Origin of the sequence: Amycolatopsis sp. BJA-103 (assembly GCF_002849735.1) — a bacterium.
In the GTDB taxonomy this organism is placed as follows: Bacteria; Actinomycetota; Actinomycetes; order Mycobacteriales; family Pseudonocardiaceae; genus Amycolatopsis.
The window spans coordinates 2,154,060-2,174,763 of the sequence record NZ_CP017780.1 but is presented as its reverse complement, the minus strand read 5'-3'; the positions used below and the strand labels follow the sequence as shown (position 1 = coordinate 2,174,763).

Here is a 20,704-nt window from a genome sequence, read left to right as displayed (position 1 = left end):
TCACCATTCCAGTCGTAAATACACCAGCGCGGATGCGCGAAAGCGCGGGATCACCGGCCGAGTTCGGTGTGGATGAAGTCGAAGATTTCCTCGTCGGAGGCGGAGCCGAGCTTCTCCGCGGCGTTCGCCCGTCCGTCGCGGGCTCCCGCGTCGGTCCAGCGGGAAAGCAGGCTCTGGAGACGCTCGGCGATCAGTTCGTGGGTCTTCTCGTCCGGCGCCGCCTCGGTCAGCAGCGAGCCGAGCCGGTCGACCTCCTCCACCAGCGAGGCAGGCCGAGCCTCGTCCTGGAACTGCTCGGACCACAGGTGGCCGGCCACCGCGGCCGGGGTCGGGCAGTCGAACAGCAGGGTCGCGGGCAGCCGCAGCCCGGTCGCCTCGCCGAGCCGGTTGCGCAGCTCCACCGAGGTCAGCGAGTCGAAACCGAGGTCGCTGAACGCGCGGGTGGCTTCCACGTCGTCGGCCGAGGCGTAGGAAAGCACGGCCGCCGCCTCCGCCTGGACCAGCGAGACCAGCACCCGCACCTGTTCGGCGCGGGACAGTCCGGCCAGCCGTTCGGCGAGGTCCGTCGCGCCGGCCCCGGCCGGGCCGTCCGCGGAGTCGTCCAGCGCCTGCCGCACTTCCGGCAGGTTTTCGACCAGCGGGCTGCGCCTGCGCAGCGTGAACGTCGGAGCGAAGGTCGCCCAGTCCACGTCGACCACCGTCGTCTGGGCCGCGCCCTCGTCGACGAGCTGCGCGAGCACCTGGATCGCCTGTCCGGGTTCCAGGATGGAGAACCCGCCGCGCGCCAGCTGCGCGATGCCTTCCTCGCTGGTCAGACCGCCACCGCCCCACGGACCCCACGCCACCGAGGTCGCGGGTTCGCCGCGGGCCGCGCGGTTTTCCGCGAGCGCGTCCAGGTAGGCGTTGGCCGCCGCGTACACCGACTGCATGGCGCTGCCCCAGGTCGCCGAGATCGAGGAGAAGAGCACGAACGCGTCGAGATCGGCGTCGCGGGTCAGCTCGTCCAGATGCCGCGCGCCCTCGACCTTCGCTGCCAGCACCGAGGCCGCCTCGGCCGGGTCGGTGTCGGCGATGGCGCCGAACTGCCCGATACCCGCGGCGTGCACCACGCTGGAGAGCGCGGGCCCGGTCGCGGCGATCCGGTCCAGCAGCCCGGCCAGGTCGGGCCGGCTGCCCGCGTCGCAGGCCACCACCTCCACGTCGGCTCCCTGCGCGGCGAGCCCGGCGGCCAGCGCGACGACGCCCTCACTGGGCCCGGTGCGGCTGGCCAGCACCAGCCGTTCGGCGCCGCGGGCGGCCAGCAGGCCGGCCACCCGGCCGCCGATCGCGCCGGTGCCGCCGGTGATCAACGCGGTGCCCAGCGACATCCACGGCGCCGCCGCGTCCCCTGTGCGCGGGGCGCGTTCGAGCCGACGGCCGTGGATCCCCGCGGTGCGGATCGCGACCTGGTCTTCCCCAGTGTCGGCCAGCACCGCGGCCAGCAGGCCCGCCGTGCGGTCGTCGAGGGTGGCGGGCAGGTCGAGCAGACCGCCCCACCGGTGGGGGTGTTCCAGCGCGGCGACCCGGCCGAAGCCCCAGACCTGCGCCTGCACCGGGTTCGTCAGCGGCGTGCCCGGCGCGGTGGCGACCGCACCCGAGGTGACCGTCCACAGTGGCGTGTCCGGCTGCGCGTCGCCCAGTGCCCGCACCAGGTCGATGGTCGCGGCCAATCCCTTGTTCAGCGCGGGATTGCCCGGCGTCGGGGTCTCGTCGAGTGCCAGCAGCGAGAGGATTCCGCTGAGTTCGCTGCCGGGGATCGGGTCTTCGGGCGAGAGCAGCAGCACCTCGGCGCCGCGAGCCCGCAGAGCGGCTTCGCAGTCGCTGGCGAGCTGCCGGCCGCTCGGCGCGACGATCGCCCAGGTCCCGTCGAGAGTGACGGGGTCGGGGTCGGTGATCGGCGCCCAGACGGTGCGGTAGCGCCAGTTGCCTGTCGCGGCCCGGCCCAGTTCGCGGTGCCGCCACGAGGTCAGCGCCTCCAGCACCTCGCCGACCGGGCGCTGGTCGTCCAGTTCCAGCACCTCGGTCAGCTGCGCGAGGTCGCCGCCCTCGACCGCGGCCCAGAACCGGGCCTCGGCCACCGTGCCCACGGCCTCGCCGCCCGGCGCGGGCTCCAGCCAGTAGTGCTGGTGCTGGAACGCGTAGGTGGGCAGCTCCACCGGCTTCCCGACCGGCAGGATCTTGGCCCAGGCCACCGAAAGGCCGTGCACGAACGCCTCCGCGAACGCCGTCAGCAACCGCTCCGCACCGGCGTTGTCCCGCTCGACCGTGCCGACCGCGATGACACCGGAAACCCCGGCGTCCTCAGCAGTTTCGGTCACCGACGCGACCAGCACCGGATGCGGGGACACCTCCACAAAGGAATCGAAGTCCGCCGCCAGCAACGCCCGAGTCGCACTCTCGAACTGCACCGTCTGCCGCAGATTCCGGTACCAATAGCCGGCGCCCAGCTCCTCCCCGGACACCCACTCGCCGGTCACCGTCGACATCATCGGCACCCGACCGGCCTGCGGAGAGATCCCGCCGAGTTCGTCGGCCAGCACGGCCTCCAGCGGTTCGACCGCCGAGGAGTGCGCCACGAAGTCCGTCTCCGGGACACGCCAACGAAGCATCTTCCGCGAAGCCAGCTCCCGCTCGAACTCCGCCAGCGCCTCCGGATCGCCGGATACCACCGTCGCGGCAGGACCGTTCACCGCCGCCACCGACAGCCGGTCCTCCCACCGCACCATCAGTTCGGCCACCGAACCGACCGGCGCGACCACCGACACCATCGACCCCTCGACCGACAGCCCGGACAAGCCACGGGACCGCGCAGTCACCACTCGCGCCGCGTCGTCCAGCGACAACATCCCCGCCACCGTCGCCGCCGCGACCTCACCCTGCGAATGCCCCACCACGGCCTCGGGTTCGACGCCCGCCGCTTCCCACACGGCGGCCAGGGAAACCATCACCGCCCACAGGACCGGCTGCACGACTTCCGCCGACGCGAGTTTCGCCGGGTCCAGCAGCACTTCCCGCGCGGACCAGTCGACACAGGACGCCAACGCCCGCTCGCACTCGGCGAACCGCGCCGCGAACACCGGGCTCTCGTCCAGCAACGCGCAGCCCATGCCGGTCCACTGCGCACCCTGCCCACCGAACACGAACACCGGACGCACGCCAGATCGCGCGACACCGTGCACCGGCACACCCGACCGCAGCGACGCCAGGTCGCCGCCGACCGTCACGGACCGGTGCTCGAACGCCGACCGCGTCGCCGCCAGCGACCAGCCCACGTCGACCGGGTCCAGCTCCGCGCGGGCATCGATCCACGCCGCGAGCCGATTCCCCTGTGCTGCCAGGCCGTTCGCCGAACGGCCCGACACCGGCCACGCGGTCAGCCCGCCCGTGACGACGGGAACCCGCTCGTCGACGATCTCCGCCGCGACCGGCTCCGGCGCCTCCTCGAGAATGAGGTGCGCGTTGGTCCCGCTCATCCCGAACGAGGACACCCCCGCCCGGCGCGGCCGGTCCTCCGCAGCCCACGGCTTGTTCTCGGTCAGCAGCCGCACCTCGCCGGACGCCCAGTCCACATGCGGCGAACGCTCGTCGGCGTGGAGGGTGCGCGGCAGCTCCCGGTTCCGCAACGCCTGCACCATCTTGATCACGCCCGCCACGCCGGCCGCGGCCTGCGAGTGCCCGATGTTCGACTTCACCGAACCCAGCCACAACGGCCGCCCCTCCGGCCGGCCCTGGCCATAGGTGGCGAGCAACGCCTGCGCCTCGATCGGGTCGCCCAGCGGCGTACCGGTCCCGTGCGCCTCCACCACGTCAACGTCCTCAGTGGACAAACGCGCACTCGCCAACGCCGCCCGGATCACCCGCTGCTGCGAAGGACCATTCGGCGCGGTCAACCCGTTCGAAGCGCCGTCCTGGTTCACCGCCGAACCCCGCACCACGGCCAGAATCCGGTGCCCGTTGCGTTCGGCGTCGGAAAGCCGTTCCACCACCAGCATGCCCGCGCCCTCGCTGAGGCCCATGCCGTCCGCGCCGGAGCCGAACGGCTTGCACCGTCCGTCCGGCGCGAGCCCCATCTGCCGGCTGAACTGGTTGAACAGCAGCGGGCTCGCCGCCACCATCACACCGCCGGCCAGCGCCAGGGAGCATTCCCCGGAGCGCACCGCCTGGCAGGCCAGGTGCAGCGCCACCAACGACGACGAGCACGCGGTGTCCACGGTGACCGCGGGGCCTTCCAGCCCCATCACGTAGGCGACCCGGCCGGACACCACGCTGGTGGAGATGCCGGTGACCAGGTGCCCGTCCAGTTCGCCCTGCAGCCCGGAGCTCCAGCCGTAGCCAGAGGCGGACGCACCGGCGAACACGCCGGTCGCGGAACCCCGCAGCGACGCCGGGTCGATCCCGGCGCGCTCCAGCGATTCCCACGCCACCTCCAGCAGCAACCGCTGCTGCGGGTCCATCGAGACCGCCTCGCGCGGGCTGATCCCGAAGAACCCGGCGTCGAAACCGGTGGCGTCGTACACGAATCCGCCGGACCGGACCGGTTTCCCGGAGTAGCCGTCGCCGCTGGTCGGCATGTCCTCGACCACCCAGTTGCGGTCGCCGGGCAGTACCGAAATGGCGTCGGTCCCGGCGGCCACCAGGTTCCACAGGTCCTCGGGGCCGGTGACGCCGCCCGGGTACCGGCAGCTCATCCCGACGATCGCCAGCGGTTCGTCGGTGACCGCCGCCGCGACCGGCGCCTGCGCGGCGGTCTCGTCCGCGCCGGACACCTTCGCCAGCAGGAACGCGGCGGCGGCGTTCGGGGTGGGCGCGTCGAACAGCAGCGTCGCCGGGAGAGCGAGCCCGGTGGCGGCGCTGAGCCGGTTGCGCAGTTCCACCGAGGTCAGCGAGTCGAAACCGAGGTCGCTGAACGCACGGGCGGCGTCCACCTCGTCGGGCGAGGCGTAGCCAAGCACGTCGGCGGCCTTCGCCTGGACGAGCCCGACCAGCAGCCGGTTCCGCTCGGACTTCGACAGCCCGGCGAGTTCCTGCCGCAGCGTCGCGTCGTCCGCAGCGGCGGCGCCCTCCGGCCCGTCAAGCGCCTCGCGGACCTCCGGGAGGCTCTCGATCAGCGGGCTCGGGCGGCGCAGTGTGAAGGGCGGAGCGAACCGCGCCCAGTCGATGTCGGCGACGGTCAGCCGGCCCTCGTCGCCGTCGAGGATCTGGCCGAGAGCTTCGATGGCGCGGTTCTGGTCCATCACCAGCAGACCGCGTCGGATGCCTTGCGCGGCACCGTCGGAGTCGGTCATGCCGCCGCCGCCCCACGAACCCCACGCCACGGAGGTGGCGGGCAGGCCCGCGGCCCGGCGCTGTTCGGCGAGGGAGTCCAGGAAGGTGTTCGCGGCGCCGTATGCGGGTTGCAGTCCGCTGCCCCAGGTCGCGGAGATCGAGGAGAACAGCACGAACGCGTCGAGGTCGAAATCCCGGGTCAGCGCGTCGAGATGCACCGCGCCCGCGACCTTCGCCGCGAGCACGGCGGCCGTCTCGGCGAGATCGGTCTCCGCGACCGTGGTGGCCTGCCCGATGCCCGCGGTGTGCAGCACCGAGGACACCGCGGGTCCGGTCCGCGCGGTCCAGTCCAGCAGCCCGGCCAGCTCCGCCCGGTTGCCCGCGTCGCAGGCGACGACGTCCACCCGGGTGCCCGCCGCGGCCAACTCCGCGGCGAGGGCGGGCATGTGCCCGGCGGCCGGTCCGGAACGGCTGGTCAGCACAACGCGTTCGGCGTCGCGGCGGGTCAGCCAGCGGGCTGCGTGCCCGCCGATCGCGCCGGTGCCGCCGGTGACCAGCGCCGTCCCGCGCGGGGTCCACGTCCGGTCCGTCGTCTTCGGCCGGTCCGCCCTGGCCAGCCGCCGCCCGAGGAGGCCGCCGGCGCGGATCGCGACCTGGTCCTCGCCGCAGCCGGCGAGCACCGCGGTGAGCCGGCCGCCGGCCGCATCGTCGAGTTCTGCGGGCAGATCGAGCAGACCGCCCCAGGCTTCGGGATGCTCCAGGCCGACCACCCGGCCGAGCCCCCACGCCTGCACCTGCACCGGATTCGGCACGGTGTCGTCGGCCGCGGCGGCGAGCGCGCCCTGCGTGGCCACCCACAGCTGCGCCTCGACCTCCAGGTCCACCAGCACCTGCGCCACGGAAAGCGTCCGCGCCAGTCCCCGTGTCAGGACGGGGTGTTCGGGTATCGGCGTCTCGTCGATCGCGAGCAGCGACAGCACCCCGGCGGGCTGCGTCACCGGCAGCACCTCGTCGAGGAACTCGGTGACTTCTTCGCGCGTGACAACCCCATCGGGCAGCTCGGCGACCAGCACCTCCGCGCCGCGGGCCTCGAGCGCCCGCACACAGCTCGCGGTGAGAGCGTCGGCCGCGTCTGCGGTGAGCACCGTCCAAATGCCGTCGAGGGAAACCGGGGCCGGATCGGCCACCGGGGTCCAGATGGTGCGGTAGCGCCAGTTCTCGGTCGCTGCCCGGCCCAGTTCCCGGTGCCGCCACGAGGTCAGCGCCTCCAGCACCTGGCCGACCGGACGCTCGTCCTCCAGCTCCAGCACCTCGGTCAGGTGCGCGAGATCGCCGCCCTCGACCGCCGCCCAGAACCGCGTCTCCGCGACCGTTCCCGCGCCGTCGCCGCCCGAAGCGGCCTCCATCCAGTAGCGCTGGTGCTGGAACGCGTAGGTGGGCAGCTCCACCGGCTTCCCAGCCGGCAGCACGGCGGACCAGTCCACCGGCAGACCGTGCACGAAGCCTTCCGCGAACGCCGTCAGCAACCGCGCGGCGCCCGCGTTGTCCCGCTCGACGGTCCCGACCGTCACCACACCCGCGACCCCGGCGTCTTCCGCGGTCTCGGTGACCGAGGCCGTCAACACCGGATGCGGGGAAACCTCCACAAAGGAATCGAAGCCCGCCGCCAGCAACGCCCGAGCCGCACTCTCGAACTGCACCGTCTGCCGCAGATTCCGGTACCAATAGCCGGCGCCCAGCTCCTCCCCGGACACCCACCCGCCGGTCACCGTCGACATCATCGGCACCCGACCGGCCCGCGGAGAGATCCCGCCGAGTTCGTCGGCCAGCACGGCCTCCAGCGGTTCGACCGCCGAGGAGTGCGCCACGAAGTCCGTCTCCGGGACACGCCAACGAAGCATCTTCCGCGACGCCAGCTCCCGCTCAAACTCCGCCAGCGCCTCCGGATCACCGGACACCACCGTCGCCGCAGGACCGTTCACCGCCGCCACCGACAACCGATCACCCCACCGCTGCACCAACTCGCGCACCGAACCGACCGGCGCGACCACCGACACCATCGACCCTTCCGCCGACAGCCCGGACAAGCCACGGGACCGCGCAGTCACCACTCGCGCCGCGTCGTCCAGCGACAACATCCCCGCCACCGTCGCCGCCGCGACCTCACCCTGAGAGTGCCCCACCACGGCCTCAGGTTCGACGCCCGCGGCCTCCCACACCGCCGCCAACGACACCATCACCGCCCACAACAACGGCTGCACCACCGCCGCCGACCCCAGCTCCGCAGCCTCGGTCAACACTTCACGCGGCGACCAATCCACACAGGACACCAACGCCCGCTCGCACTCCACGAACCGATCGGCGAAAACAGGACTCTCCGCCAGGAGCGCACGGCCCATGCCCACCCACTGCGCACCCTGCCCACCGAACACAAACACCGCACGCGCGCCAGAACGCGCCACCCCACGCACCGCCGCACCCGACAAGAGAGAACCCAAATCCCCGCCGACCGTCACGGAACGATGCTCGAACGAAGACCGCGTCGCCGCCAGCGACCAACCCACGTCCGCCGGGTCCAGCTCCGGACGAACCCCGACCCACGCCGCCAGCCGATCCCACTGCGCCGCCAGCCCGCTCGCCGAACGCCCCGACACCGGCCACGCGGTCAACCCGCCCGACTCCAGTACCGGAACCCGCTCGTCCGCGCCCTCCGGCACTTCCTCTTCCGGAGCGTCCGGCTCGGGCGCGGTCTCTTCGGCGGCCGGAGCCTCCTCGACGATGATGTGCACGTTGGTGCCGCTCATGCCGAACGCCGACACCCCGGCCCGGCGCACCCGCTCCCCCTCCGGCCACGGCACCGGCTCGGCCAGCAGCCGGACCTCCCCGGCCGACCAGTCCACGTGCGTGGTCGGTTCTTCCACGTGCAAGGTGCGCGGCAGTTCCTGATTGCGCAGCGACAGCACGGTTTTGATGATCCCGGCCATGCCCGCGGCCTGCTGGGTGTGCCCGATGTTCGACTTCACCGAACCCAGCCACAACGGCCGCCCCTCCGGCCGGCCCTGACCATAAGTCGCCAGCAACGCCTGCGCCTCAATGGGGTCGCCCAGCGGCGTACCGGTCCCGTGCGCCTCCACCACGTCAACGTCCTCAGTGGACAAACGCGCACTCGCCAACGCCGCCCGGATCACCCGCTGCTGCGAAGGACCATTCGGCGCGGTCAACCCGTTCGAAGCGCCGTCCTGGTTCACCGCCGAACCCCGCACCACCGCCAAAATCAGGTGCCCGTTGCGCCGCGCGTCCGACAGCCGCTCGACCACCACGACACCCGCGCCCTCGGCGACGCCCATGCCGTCCGCGCCCGCGCCGAACGTCTTGCACCGGCCGTCCGGGGAAAGCCCGAGCGACGTGCTGAAGTCGGTGAACAGCACCGGAGTAGCCGCGACAAAGGCACCGCCGACCAACGCCATCGAGCACTCTCGCGAGCGCAACGCCTGGCAGGCCAGGTGCAGCGAAACCAGCGACGAAGAGCACGCCGTGTCCACCGTGATCGCGGGCCCCTCCAGTCCCAGCGTGTAGGAGATCCGGCCGGACAGAATGCTCGTGGCATTGCCGGTCATCACTTGTCCGTCGTGCTCGCCCTGCTTGCCCGAAAGCCAGCCGTAGCCCGAACCGGACGCGCCGGCGAACACACCCGTCGCGGATCCCCGCAGCGAGGCCGGGTCGATCCCGGCGCGCTCCAACGCCTCCCACACCACCTCCAGCAGCAACCGCTGCTGCGGGTCCATCGAAAGCGCCTCGCGCGGACTGATCCCGAAGAACCCGGCGTCGAAACCGGTGGCGTCGTCGACGAAGTTGCCCTCGCGCACCTCCGCGGCGGTGACGTCCCAGCCGCGGTCTCGCGGCAGTTCGGCGACCGACTCGCGCCCGTCGGACAGCAGCTCCCACAGGTCCTCCGGCGTCGCCACGCCGCCGGGGAACCGGCAGCTCATGCCGACGATGGCGATCGGCTCCTCGCCGGAGGATTCCACCTCCTGTAGGCGCTGCCGCGTTTCGTGCAGGCTGGCGGTCACCCGCTTGAGGAAGTAGCGGAGCTTGTCTTCGTTCACTTACGTCACCCCGTGGAGGAAGTCGCGTCTTCGTCTGGTCAGTAGATGCCGAGTTCTTTGCCGATGAAGTCGAAGACTTCGTCGTCCGAAGACGATTCGAGCTTCTCCTCGACGCCGTCGCCGGCGTGGTTTTCCTTCGCTTCTTTCCACTTCGCCAGCACGACTTCGAGCCGGTTGGTGATCAGCGCGGACTCGTCCGCGGTGGCCAGCCCGTCGAGCAGGCCTTGCAGCTTGTCCAGTTCGGCGAGCACCGGGGCGACCGCGCTGACCTCCGCGACCAGGCTCGTCCGCAGGTGTTCGGCGAGCGCGGCCGGAGTCGGGTAGTCGAACAACAGCGTGCTGGGCAACGACATCCCGGTGCTCGAACCCAGCCGGTCGCGCAGTTCCACCGCGGTGAGCGAGTCGGCGCCGAGATCGCTGAAGGACCGGTCGGCCTCCACGACGTCCTTCTCGTGCCCGAGGACGGTCGCCGCCTCGGCGCGCACCAGGTCGACCAGCAGCCGCTGCTGTTCGGCCTGGGAAAGCCCGGACAGCTTCCCGGCCAGCGCGTTGCCCGCGGCCACGCCCGGCTCCTCGTCCCGGCTCTCCAACGCCTCGACGACGTCGGGAAGGCTTTCGATGAGCCGGCTCGGGCGGCGCAGGGTGAACGGCGGCGCGAACCGGCCCCAGTCCACGTCGGCGACGACCGTCAGGCTCTCGCCGCTGTCGAGCACCTGCGCCAGCGCGTTGACCGCGTGGCCGGGATCGAGCATGCCGAGCCCGCGACGGCTCAGCAGCGCCGCGTCCTCGACGTCGGTCATTCCGCCGCCGCCCCACGGACCCCAAGCCACCGAAGTGGCGGCGAGGCCGCGGGCGAGCCGGTTCTCCACCAGCGCGTCCAGGTAGCAGTTGGCGGCAGCGTAGCTGGCCTGCATGCCGCTGCCCCAGGTCGCCGCGATCGAGGAGAACAGCACGAACGCGTCCAACTCGATCCCCGCGGTCAGCCGGTCCAGCGCGGCCGCGCCGTCGGCCTTGGCCGCCAGCACGGTCGCCAGTTCCGCCAGGGAAATCTCGTCCAGCGGCGTCGCTTGCGCCACGCCCGCGGCGTGCATGACCACCTTCAACGGCGGGCCGTCGTGCCCGATCCGGGTCAGCACTCCGGCCAGCTCGGACTCGACAGCGGCGTCGCAGGCGAACACCTCGACCGCAGTGCCCTCGCCGGCCAGTTCGGCGGCCAGCGCCGGTGCCCCCGCCGCGGTGGCGCCGGAGCGGCTGGTCACCACGAGCCGTTCGACGCCGCGCTCGCCGAGCCAGCGGGACACGTGCCCGCCGATCGCGCCGGTGCCGCCGGTGATCAGCGCGGTGCCGGACGGCGCGAACCGCCCCGCCGCGCCCTTGGGCGCACCGGCCCGGCCGAGACGACGGCCGAAGATCCCGTTCTCGCGGATCGCGAGCTGGTCTTCGCCGTCAGAGTCGGCCAGCAGCGCGCACAGCCGTCGCGCGGCCGTGTCGTCGAACTCGACCGGCACGTCGATCATGCCGCCGCCATGGTCGGGGTGCTCCAGCACCGCGACCCTGGCCACGCCCCATACCTGCGACTGCTCCGGATTCTCAGTCGGCTCGCCGGGAAGAGCGGACACCGCGCCCCGGGTGAGCGTCCACAAGGGAGCGGGCAGGTGCAGCGCGATCATCGCCTGGATGAGCGTCTGGGTCCCGGCCACCCCATTGACCAGGTTCGGGAAGCCGGGCGCCGGAGTCTCGTCCAGCGCCAGCAGCGACACCAGCCCGGAGACCGCGCCGTCGCCGACGACGTCCTCGATCCGCGCGGTCATGGCCGCCACGTCGGTGCTCTCCACCGCTTCCAGCACGCTCACCTCGGCGCCGTACTCGGCCAGCACACGCAGACAGGTCCGCGCCAACTCGTGCCCGGCCTGGTCCGGGGTGCGCACCACGATCCAGCGCCCGGACAACGTATGCGCGGCAGGCTCCGGGATCGACGCCCAGCTCACGCGGTAACGCCAGTCCGCGGTGGCCGTGCGGTCGTGTTCACGTTTGCGCCAGGAGACCAGTGCGGGCAGCACCTCGCCGAGCTGCGCACTGTCCTCAAGGGACAAGGTGTCGGCGAGTTCGGTCAGATCGCCACTCTCCACCGCGGCCCAGAACTCTGCGTCCGCCGCCGAACCCGTCGCGGTGCCCGGTCGCGTCTGCACGCCCTGCGGCCAGTAGCGCTTGTGCTGGAAGGCATACGTCGGCAGCTGCGCGCGGTTCCCCTGGGGAATCAGCGCACTCCAGTCGACACTCACCCCCTGCACGAAAGCCCGCGCCAGCCCGGCGATCAGGCCGGTGCCGTCCTTGCGCTGCAACGGCACGAACCCGGCCGCCGAACCCAACGCCGACAGCGAACCGTCCGGCCCGACCTCCAGGAACACCGAAATCCCCTGCGCCACAAGGGACTCCACCGCGTCCCCGAACCGCACCGGGCGACGCGTCTGCGCGGGCCAATAACCGGCCTCGCAGTCAGCGACCAGCTCACCGGTCAACGCACCCGCCCACAACAATTCCGGACGCTCGTACGTGAGCCCTTCAGCCACCTGACGCAGCTCATCCAGCACCGGATCCATCGCCGCCGAGTGGAACGCGTGACTCACCCGCAGCCGCCGAACCCGGTTCCCGCGCTCCTTCCAGAGCGCCACGATCTGTTCGACCGCATCGACTTCACCAGAGACCACCACCGACTCCGGCCCATTGACCGCCGCTATCGACACCCCATCTGTCAAGGTCTCAACGACCTCACCCTCCGGCGCGTTGATCGCCGCCATAGCACCACCCACCGGCAACGCCTGCATCAACCGAGCACGAGTAGCAACCAGACGACACGCATCCGACAGAGACAACACGCCAGCCGCGTGTGCTGCCGCAATCTCACCTACCGAATGCCCGACCACCGCATCCGCCCGAACCCCGGCCGCCCGCAACACCTCGAACAACGCCACCTCAAAGGCGAACAACCCAGCCTGCGCATACAAAGTCTGATCACTGCCCGGCGTCTCCGAATCCAGCACCACGTCCCGAACCGAAACACCCAGCTCCAGCTCCAACAAACCCGAAACCCGGTCAAAGACCTGGGCGAACACCGCACTCGACTCATACAGTGCCCGGCCCATACCAGCCCACTGCGAACCCTGACCCGCGAACACCAAACCCACCCGAACACCCGGATCGGCGGCGCCCGAAACAACCGACCCGACGGACTCCCCCGCGGCCAGACTGTCCAGCCCGCTCAGGAGATCGTCGCCGAACACGACGGCCCGATGGTCAAACACCGACCGCGTGGTGGCCAACGCCCAGCCGACATCCACCGGATCCAGCCCACGCCCGACGACCCGCTCGCGAAGCCGCGCGGCCTGCGCCGTCAGCCCGTCCGCCGAACGACCCGACACCACCCACACCGTCGGCTCGTCCGTCGCCACGACCTCGGCAGCCTCTTCCTCGGGAGCTTCCTCGATGATGACGTGCGCGTTGGTCCCGCTGATGCCGAACGCCGACACGCCCGCCCGGCGAGTCCGCCCCGACTCCCAGGCCACGTTCTCCGTCAACAACCGGACCTCGCCCGCCGTCCAGTCCACATGCGACGACGGCGTCTCGGCGTGCAACGTCCGCGGAAGTTCCTTGTTCTGCAACGCCAACACCATCTTGATCACGCCAGCGACACCGGCGGCCGCCTGCGTGTGCCCGATGTTCGACTTCACCGAACCCAGCCACAGCGGGTCCCGCCCGGCCCGTTCCTGTCCATAGGTCGCGAGCAACGCCTGCGCCTCGATCGGGTCGCCCAACGGCGTCCCCGTACCGTGCGCCTCCACCACGTCCACATCGGACGCCGACAACCCGGCATTCACCAGCGCCGCCCGAATCACCCGCTGCTGCGAAGGACCATTCGGCGCCGTCAAACCATTCGACGCACCGTCCTGGTTCACCGCCGAACCCGCCACCACGGCCAGCACCGCATGCCCGTTGCGCCTAGCGTCGGAAAGGCGTTCCAGCACGAGGATGCCCGCGCCTTCGCCCATGCCCATGCCGTCGGCAGCTTCGGAGAACGCCTTGGACCGGCCGTCCGCCGCGATGCCGCGCTGGCGGGCGAAGCCGACCATCTCCCACGGCGTGGCCATCACCGACACGCCGCCGACCAGCGCCAGCGAGCATTCGCCGGTGCGCAGCGCCTGCCTCGCCGTGTGCAGTGCCACCAGCGACGACGAGCACGCGGTGTCCACGGTGAGCGCCGGGCCTTCGAGACCGAGTGTGTAGGAGATCCGGCCGGAGATGATGCTGGTCGCGTTGCCGCTGATCAGGTGGCCTTCGACCGCTTCGGCGCCGTTCTGCGCGGCCAGCTGCATGCTGACCATCGCGTAGTTCGAGGAGTAGCCGCCGATGAACACGCCGGTGCGCGAACCGCGCAGCGCGACCGGGTCCAGTCCGGCGGATTCCAGCGCCTCCCAGGACAGTTCGAGCAGCAGCCGCTGCTGCGGGTCCATCGCCAGCGCCTCGCGCGGGCTGATCCCGAAGAAGCCCGGGTCGAACGCGGTGGCCTGGTGGAGGAAGCCGCCGTGGCGTGCGTAGGTGGTGCCGGGGTTCGCCGGGTCCGGGTCGAACAGCGCGGCCGCGTCCCAGCCGCGGTCGGCCGGGAACTCGGAGATCCCGTCGCCCCCGGCGGCCAGCAGATCCCACAGCTCCTCGGGGCTGTTGACGTCCCCGGGGAAGCGGCAGCTCATCGCCACCAGCGCGATCGGATCGTCGTCGACGGCCGCCGCCGAAGGCAGTTCGGCCGGGCTCGCGGGCTGGGCGCCGAGCAGCGTGGTGCGCAGGTGCTCGGCCAGCACCGTCGGGGTCGGATAGTCGAACATCAGCGTCGCGGGCAGCGGCACGCCCGCCGCGGCCGAAATCCGGTTCCGCAGTTCGACCGAGGTCAGCGAGTCGAAGCCCAGTTCGCTGAACGCGCGGCTCGGCTCCACGTCCTGCGGCCCCGCGTAGCCGAGCACGGCGGCCGCCTCGGCGCGGATCAGGTCCACCAGCAGCCGGTCTTGTTCGGCGCGGGAGCGGCCCGCGAGGCCCTGGGCCAGTTCGCCCGCGTCGCGCTGCGCGCCGCCGTCGGCCTCGAGCCCGGCCTTCAACCGCTGCGCGTCCGGCAGGTCGCGCACGAACGGCAGGTCCAGGATGGCGGCCTGTCCGGGCGCGGCGGCGAGCGCGGGCCAGTCCAGGTCCATCACGGTCAGCACGGTGTCCGGTCCGGCCATCGCCCCGGCCAGCGCCTTGACGCCCAGGTCCGGGTCGATCAGGACTTCCCAGTGGTTGCGGCGCAGCCGGGCGCGGGCGGCTTCGCTGGCCTGCGAAACACCGCCGCCGGACCAGGGTCCCCACGCCACCGACAGCGCGGGCAAGCCACGCGAACGCCGGTTCTCCGCCAAGCCGTCCAGATAGGCGTTCGCGGCCGCGTAGTTGGCCTGACCGGCGCCGCCGAAGGTCGCGGCGGCCGAGGAGAACAGCACGAACGCATCGAGCGGCAGCTCTGCGGTCAGCTCGTCGAGGTGCGCCGCGCCGCCGGCCTTGGCCGACAGCGCACTGGCGAGCCGGTCGGTGGTCATCCGGTCGAGCACGCCGTCGTCCAGCACCCCTGCGGTGTGCATCACCGCGGTGAGCGCGGGTCCGTCGGCCCCGATGCGGTCGATCACTCCGGACAGGTCGGCGCGCGATGCCGCGTCGCAGCCGGTGATCTCCACCGCGGTCCCGGCGTCGGCCAGCGTGGCGGCCAACGCCGCCGCGCCTTCGGCCGAGGCTCCGGAACGGCTGGTCAGCACCACCTTCTCCGCGCCCTGCTCGGCCAGCCAGCGGGCCACCCGGCCGCCGACCGCGCCGGTGCCGCCGGTGATCAGCGTGGTGCCGCGCGGCCGCCATTCCCGCTCGGCGGGCTGCGGCGCGCGCACGATGCGGCGGCCGAGAATGCCCGCGGGCCGCAGCGCCACCTCGTCCTCACCGCAGCCGGCGAGCACCGCGCACAGCCGGTTCGCGGTGCGCTCGTCGAGCACGGCGGGCAGGTCGATCATCCCGCCCCAGCGGTCCGGCTGCTCCAGCAGCAGCACCCGGCCGAGGCCGCGGGTCTGGGTCTGCACCGGCCGGGTCAGCACGTCCCCCGGCCCGGTGGCGATCGCGCCCGTGGTGACCAGCCACAGCGGCGCGGTGACATCCGCGTCGGCCAGCGCTTGGATCAGCGTCGTGGTACCCGCCAGTCCGCCCGGCACCACCGACGCTCCCGCGAGCGGAGTCTCGTCCAGCGCGAGCAGCGAGACCACTCCGGTCAGCGGCCCGGCGACCGCGGTCGCCAGTTCTTCACGGGTGGCGGTGCTCGCGTCGACTTCGAGCTCGGTCACGTCCGCGCCGCGGGCGGCGAGCGCCTCGACGCACGCGCGCACCAGAGCGTCATCGCCGTGTCCGGTCGGCACGACCGCCAGCCAGGTCCCGGTCAGCGGCGTGGGAGCCGGATCGGCGACCGGACGCCAGGTGACGCGGTAACGCCAGTTCCCGGTGATGTCCCGGTCCTGCTCCCGTCGGCGCCAGGCCGCGAGCGCGGGAAGCACCTCGTGGAAGGAACGCTGCGCGTCCACCGCGAAAGCGCCGCCCAGCCGTCCCAAATCTCCTTCCTCGACGGCAGCCCAGAACTGGGCGTCCGCGGCGGAGACGGCGCCGTCGCCGGACACCGGGGCGGGGCCGGACAGACTGGACCCGGCCAGCCAGTACCGCTGGCGCTGGAACGCATACGTCGGCAGGTCCACCCACTGTCCGGCGGGCAGCACGGCGGGCCAGTCCACCGCGGTGCCGCCGACATACACCTGGGCCAGCGAGGCCAGCAGCCGCGCGACGCCGCTCTGCTCCCGCTCCACCGTGCCGGTGATCACCGGGGCGCCCGGGACTGCCAGGTCCTCGATGGTCTCGGCGATGCCGGTGGTCAGCACCGGCTGCGGGGACACCTCGACGAAGGCGCGGTGCCCGGCTGCGGCCAGCGCCCGGACCGCTTCGTCGAACCGGACGGTTCGGCGGACGTTGGCGAACCAGTACGCGGCGTCGAGTTCCTCGCCGTTCATCCACCGGCATTCGACCGTGGAGAACAGCGGGAACTCGCCCGGCTGCGGCTGAATGTCCGCCAGGCCTTCGAGCAGCTCGTTCTCCAGCCCGGCGATCCCGGCGGAGTGCGCCACGAAATCGGAAACCGGGACGCGCCAACGCAACACCTTGCGCGACGCCAGTTCCCGTTCGAATTCGGTGAGTGCTTCGGTCTCACCGGAGACCACCGCGGCGGCGGGCCCGTTGATCGCGGCGATCGCCAGCCGGTCCTCCCACCGCACCAGCAGTTCCCGCACTGCCTCGGCGGGCATGACGACCGAGAGCATGCCGCCCTCGGCGCCCAGCCCGGACAGCGCCTTGCTGCGGACCGCGACGACCTTGGCCGCGTCGTCCAGCGACAGGATCCCGGCGACGGTGGCCGCGGCGATCTCGCCCTGGGAATGCCCGAGCACGGCGCTCGGCGCGACCCCGGCCGCCGCCCACACCGCGGCGAGGGAAACCATGACCGCCCACAGGGCGGGCTGACCGACCTCAGCGCGGTCGAGATCTTCTTCGTTCCGCAGCACATCGGTCAGCGACCAGTCCACGTACGGTCGCAGCGCCTGCTCGCATTCGGCCATCCGGGCCGCGAAAACCGGCGAGGACTCCAGAAGTTCCCGGCCCATGCCCGCCCATTGCGCGCCCTGTCCGGGGAACACGAAGACCGGCTCGCTCTCCTCAGCCGCCGCCGAAGCGCCGACCACGACGCCGGGAGCGGACTCGCCGGCGGCCACCGCGGCCAGCCCCGAAGTCAGTTCCGCGAGATCGGTACCGGTGATCACGGCGCGGTACTCGAACACCGTGCGGGTCGACGCCAGCGACCACGCGACGTCCGCCGGGTCGAGATCGGGGCGGGCGGCCACGTGCCCGGCGAGCCGGGCTGCCTGGGCGCGCACGCTTTCCGCGGTGCGACCGGAAACCGTCCACGCGTGCGGGCCCGCAGTGCGCTCCGTGTCTGCGGTGGCCTCCGGTTCGGGGGCCTCTTCCAGGATGATGTGCGCGTTGGTGCCGCTGACGCCGAACGACGAGACCCCGCCCCGGCGCGGACGGCCCTCGGCCTCCCACTCCCGCTGCGCGGTGAGCAGTTCGACCGCGCCCGCGGACCAGTCCACGTGCGGAGACGGCTCGTCGGCGTGCAGGGTCTTGGGCAGCTGCTTGTGCCCCAGCGCCAGCACCATCTTCAGCAGCCCGCCGATACCTGCCGCGGCCTGCGGGTGCCCGATGTTCGACTTGACCGAGCCGAGCCAGACCGGCCGGTCCTGCGGCCGGTCCTGGCCGTAGGTGGCGATGACCGCCTGCGCCTCGATCGGGTCGCCCAGCGACGTGCCGGACCCGTGCGCCTCGACCACGTCGACGTCCTGAGTGGACAGTCCGGCGTTCGCCAGCGCCGCGCGGATCACCCGCTGCTGCGAAGGACCGTTCGGCGCGGTCAACCCGTTCGACGCGCCGTCCTGGTTGACCGCCGAGCCGCGGACCACCGCGAGCACCGGATGCCCGTTGCGGCGCGCCTCGGACAGCCGCTCCAGCACGACCACGCCCGCGCCCTCGGCGATGCCCATGCCGTCCGCCTCGGCGGAGAAGGACTTCGACCGGCCGTCCGGGGAAAGCCCGCGCTGCCGGCTGACCCAGACGAACAGGTCCGGAGTGGCCGACACGAACACGCCGCCGGCCAGCGCCAGCGAGCATTCGCCCGAGCGCAGCGCCTGGCTGGCCAGATCGACCGCGACCAGCGCCGAAGAGCAGGCAGTGTCCACCGTGACGGCGGGGCCTTCAAGCCCGAAGGTGTAGGACAACCGGCCGGAAAGCACACTCGTGGTGGTGCCGGTCAGCAGATGCCCTTCGAGGCCTTCCTCCGCGCTGGAACCGGCGAGACCGTAGCCGGTGAAGCTGGCCCCCGCCCACACCCCGGTCTTGCTGCCCCGCAACGAGGACACCGGGACGCCGGACCGTTCCAGCGCCTCCCAGGAGACTTCGAGCAGCAGCCGCTGCTGCGGGTCCATCGCCAGCGCCTCGCGCGGACTGATCCCGAAGAACCCAGCGTCGAATTCGGCCGCGTCGTAAACGAAACCGCCCTGCCGCACGTATGAGGTGCCGGTGTGCTCCGGATCGGGGTTGTAGAGGCTGTCCAGCTCCCATCCGCGGTCCTGCGGGAACGCGCCGATCGCGTCCGTGCCCGACGCCAGCAGCTCCCACAGCTCCTCCGGCGACCGGACGCCGCCGGGAAAACGGCAGCTCATGCCGACGATGACCACCGGGTCGTCGTCCAGCGCCGCCGTCGCTGCCGTCGCGACCGGAGCCGATTCCGCGGCGCCCAGCAGTTCCGTGCCGAGGTAATCGGCCAGCGTGGTCGGGTTCGGGTAGTCGAAAAGCAGTGTCGCGGGCAGTTTCAGCCCGGTGGCGGCGCCGAGGCGGTTGCGCAGTTCGACAGCGGTCAGCGAGTCGAAGCCGAGTTCGCTGAACGCGCGGGAGGCCGGAATGGACGACGGGGACGGGTAGTCGAGCACCGCCGCCGCTTCGGTCCGGACCAGGGTGACCAGCAGCCGTTCCTGCTCGGCCGCGGACAGTTCCGCGAGCTGCTGCTTCAGGGAGCCGCTCGCCTGCTGGTCAGCCGAGGCCTCGCCGGCGGTGAGGGCGGTGCGCACCTCCGGCAGGTTTTCCAGCAGCGGGCTGGGACGGCGCAGGGTGAACGGCGGAGCGAACTTCGCCCAGTCCACGTCCGCCACGGTGACCACCGCTTCGCGCGCGTCCATGATCCGCGCCAGCATCCTGATCGCCCGGTCCGGGGCCAGCGGCGACAGGCCGCGGCGTTCGAGCTGCGCCTGGTCGGCGGCGGAGTTCATCGCGTCCGCGCCCCACGGCCCCCATGCCACCGAGGTGGCCGGGAGCCCGACGGCGACCCGCGCCTCGGCCAGCGCGTCGAGCCGGGCGTTCGCCGCGGAGAACCCGGGCTGCCGCCCGCCGCCCCACACCGCGGCGACCGACGAGGTCAGCACGAACGCGTCCAGGTCGAGGTCCGCGGTCAGTTCGTGCAGCCAGGCCGCCGCGCCCGCCTTGGCCGCCAGCACCGCGTCCAGTTCGGCCGGATCGGCGTCCTCGATCGGCCGGTCGTCGATGAGTTCTTCGGTGTGCAGCACCGAGGACAGCGTCGAACGGAGCCCGGCGACGACCGCGGCCACCTCCGGCCGCACCCCGGTGTCACAGGCCACGATGTCGACCGCGGTGCCCGCCGCCGCCAGCTCCGCGGCGAAAGCCGCCGCCTCGCCGCGTCCGGACCGCGCCGCCCGGCCAACACGACGCGCGAGGCGCCCCGGTCGGCCAGCAGCCGGGCGACGTGCCCGCCGATCTTGTCCGCCTCACCGGTGATCAGCGCGGTTTCCCTTGGTGTCCAAGGCGTTTCGCCACCGCGCGGCGTGGCGGCGCGCAGCAGCCTGCGTCCGAGGACACCCGTCTCGCGGATCGCGACCTGGTCCTCGCCGCCTCCGGCGAGGAGCGCCGTCAACCGCTTCGCGGCCCGACCCGCCAGCGTCGCGGGTACGTCCACGAGTCCGCCCCAGCGGTCGGGGTGTTCGAGCGCCGCGACCCGGCCGAGTCCCCAGACACCGGCCTGTGCGGGATTCTTCGGCGCCTCACCGGGAACCGCCGCGACCGCACCACTGGTGACCGTCCACAATGGAGCTTCGAACTGAAGGTCGCCGAGGGCCTGAACCAGAGCAACGGTCTGCGTCAGACCGTGCGTTTCGTCCAGCGAGAGCAGCGAAAGCACGCCCGACAACTCGTCGCCCGCCACCAGGGCGGCGATCTCGCCGCGATCCCCGGTGCCGTCCGGCAGCTCCAGCGTCCGCGTCTCCGCACCAGCGTCCGCCAGTGCGTCGCGGCATTCCTGCACGAGCGGGCGCCCAGACTGTCCCGCCGCCGTCACGACGAGCCAGTTCCCGCCGAGCCGCACCGGCGCGGGCTCCGCGACGGGCGCCCAGCTGACCCGGTACCGCCAGTCCTCGCCCGGCGTTTCCGCACCGCTTCGCCGAACGGCGGGCAGTTCGTTGTTCAGCCAGTAGCGCTGATGCTGGAACGCGTAAGTGGGCAGCTCCACCGGCTTCCCAGCCGGAAGCACCCGGCACCAGTCCACCGGCAGGCCGTGCACGAAGCCTTCCGCGAACGCGGTCAGC

At 72.3% G+C, this 20,704-nt stretch carries 2 protein-coding genes; both read right to left on the bottom strand.

Going from position 1 to position 20,704, the window contains the following annotated elements; all coding sequences use genetic code 11:
* Positions 1-50 precede the first annotated feature (50 nt).
* On the bottom strand, positions 51-9,410 hold the full coding sequence (locus BKN51_RS09390) for a type I polyketide synthase (protein ID WP_101607283.1): 9,360 nt from the start codon (positions 9,408-9,410) through the stop codon (positions 51-53).
* A gap of 38 nt (positions 9,411-9,448) precedes the next feature.
* Positions 9,449-19,774 (bottom strand): type I polyketide synthase, encoded by a 10,326-nt coding sequence (locus tag BKN51_RS09385; RefSeq protein WP_236781106.1) that lies wholly within the window; start codon positions 19,772-19,774, stop codon positions 9,449-9,451.
* Between the last annotated feature and the right edge of the window lie 930 nt (positions 19,775-20,704).